General features: G+C 66.2%; 1 protein-coding gene and 2 pseudogenes. 1 reads left to right on the top strand and 2 read right to left on the bottom strand.

Going from position 1 to position 2432, the window contains the following annotated elements:
- A pseudogene (locus tag ACSLE4_RS03360) lies at positions 1 to 192 on the bottom strand (IS21 family transposase); the annotation flags it as partial.
- Positions 193 to 455: 263 nt separating this feature from the next.
- Between ACSLE4_RS03360 and ACSLE4_RS03355 the strand changes: the two are divergent.
- Positions 456 to 1682: an IS110 family transposase gene (locus ACSLE4_RS03355; protein WP_435903072.1), complete on the top strand. Its 1227-nt coding sequence runs from the start codon at positions 456 to 458 to the stop codon at positions 1680 to 1682.
- A gap of 96 nt (positions 1683 to 1778) precedes the next feature.
- Here the strand turns inward: ACSLE4_RS03355 and istA are convergent.
- A pseudogene (gene istA / locus ACSLE4_RS03350) lies at positions 1779 to 2429 on the bottom strand (IS21 family transposase); the annotation flags it as partial.
- Between the last annotated feature and the right edge of the window lie 3 nt (positions 2430 to 2432).

Here is a 2432-nt window from a genome sequence, read left to right as displayed (position 1 = left end):
CATCAGGGCATCGAGATCGCGCATCAGCCGTTCGCCGATCGTCTCGGCGTGTCCGCGCAGCACCGCGTCCTGGCGCTTGAGACACTCCTTCTCCAGCCAGGCGTTCAGCGCCTCGAAGCTCTCAAAGCGCGGCATCGGAACCAGAAAGTTCCGTCGGCCGAAGCCGATCGTCCCTTCGACGTGGCCCTTATCCGGCATGATCTGGTCGGCGCTTCGAGGCCCTGCCGGTTCCTGTGGACCAGCGTTATGGTGCGACCATCCGGGATCTGGGGCGCCGGGAGCACGTGAGTGCGGGCAGACCGAGCGAAAGACATGGGCTGCGAGCCCGAGCCTTTATCTGGTCGCCCCTGCGGCTTGCCCGGATGCGCTGCGAGCGCGGATCTGTAGGTGCCGCGTGCCCGCCCGCTCCCGATGTTTGAAGAGACGGCAAGACTGCAATGAAGAAGGGAGTTGGGATGAGGATCATCGGCTTGGACATCCACCGGGTCTTCGCGGAAGCTGTGGCGCTTGAGGGCGCCTCGCTCAAGCGTCTCGGCCGGATTGGTATGACACGCGATCATTTGGCGGCATTCGCCGCCATCCTGGAGAAGACGGATCATGTGGTGATCGAGGCGACCGGCAACGCGACCGCGGTCGTCGAGATTCTGGCGCCGCATGTGGCCCGCGTGGCCGTTGCCAACCCGTTACAGGTCCACCTGATCGCCAAGGCGAAGACCAAGACGGACAAGATCGATGCGGGCGTGCTGGCCCAGCTTTACGCCGCGGGCTTCCTGCCCGAGGTTTGGCTACCGGACGAGGCGACACTGGCGCGGCGGCGCCAGGTCACGCGCCGAAGCCAGCTGGTCAAGCAGCGGGTCCGTCTGAAAGGGATCGTGCAATCGATCCTGCATGCGCACCTGATCCCGCGCTGCCCGCACGCGGATCTCTTCGGCATCAAGGGCCGTGCCTGGCTCCGGGCGCAATATCTCCCCGAGGACGAGCGCGAGGCAGTCGAGCGGCACATCGGCGAGTACGACCGCCTTACGGAGGCGCAGAAAGGCGTCGAGCGCGACATCGCCCGCGCTGCCCTCGATGATGAGAACGTCAAGCGGATCATGACCGCACCCGGCATCGATATGGTCGTCGCGGTCGGCCTGATGGCCGCGATCGGACGGATCGACCGCTTCGACGATCCCGACAAGCTTGTGGCCTATATCGGCCTCAACCCGAGCGTCCGGCAGTCGGGTGATGGACCAGCCTATCACGGGCGGATCACCAAACGGGGTCGCTCAAATGCGCGGCATCTGCTGGTCGAGGCAGCTTGGCAAGCCGTGCGCGCCCCGGGGACGCTGCGCGCCTTTTACGAACGAATCCGGGCCCGGCGCGGCAATCACATCGCCGCCGTGGCTGTCGCCCGCAAGCTCGCGGTCCTGATCTGGCATATGCTCACCAAGGGGGAAGACTATGCTTGGGTCCGCCCGGCGCTCATGGCGCGCAAAATGCGCGCGCTCGAACTCGCGGCTGGACTACCTGCTCGGCGAGGCCAGCGCGGCGCGTCATACGACTACAATCTGCCCGAAGGCAGACGTGCCGATCGTGCAATCGCCGAGCACGCAGAAGGCGCTTACCGGCGCATGACACAAGGCTGGCGAAGAAAGGGGCCGGGACATGGTGCGGGCGCCGCAACAGAGGAGCGACGATGATCAGGCTGCGCGGCGGGGCTTGAACCTCGTGCCCCGCCCTTCGCCACGCGGTCGCCCGCAGACCGAAAAGTAACACGACCGCGCAGAAAGGGGCTATTCAATCTCATCCGTGTCATTGCCCTTGCCCGGCCGGCCGTAGCGATCCTGGATCACGTAATGCGACAGCAGCCCGCTGAAGAGCGTCGCCCGCTTGCGCGTTCCGTCCGGCAGGATGCGCGTCACCAGGCAGCGGTCGTTGTCGTAGAGCACCGACAGCGGCACGCGCCCGAAGAACGCGAAGGCGTGGACGTGGCCATCGCCCCACGCCTCGGCCGTCGCCGCCGGGTACGCCCGTACGTAACAGGCATCGCTGTGCGGAAAGTCGAAGGCGAAGAAGTGCGCCTTCTGCTCGACCCCGCCGATCACCACCAGCGCCTCGCCGAAGTCCGCCTGCGCGTGCCCGGGCGCATGCTGCAGCGGCACGAACATCTCCCGGCTGCGCCGCTGACGCTCACGCACATACGCCTTCACGATGGTGTAGCCGCCGGCGAACCCGTGCTCGTCACGAAGGCGGTCAAGAACCCGCTTTGCCGTGTGACGCTGCTTGCGAGGGCGGTCCGCATCCTCGCGCAACCATCGCTCGATGATCTCGGTGAACCCGTCAAGCTTGGGCCGCTTCACCGGCGCCGTCCTCCGATAGCCGGGCGGCACCGAGTAGACGATCATCTTGTCGACGCTGTCGCGTGAGATCCCGAAGTGACGCGCGATCGC

It is taken from the genome of Methyloceanibacter sp. (assembly GCF_051306395.1).
Classification (GTDB): Bacteria; Pseudomonadota; Alphaproteobacteria; order Rhizobiales; family Methyloligellaceae; genus Methyloceanibacter.
This window is presented reverse-complemented; position numbering and strand designations above follow the sequence as displayed.

What these genes read in the sequence shown, in the direction of transcription:
- ACSLE4_RS03355 (WP_435903072.1), top strand. Translation starts at nt 456, where the DNA reads ATGAGGATCATCGGCTTGGACATCCACCGGGTCTTCGCGGAAGCTGTG.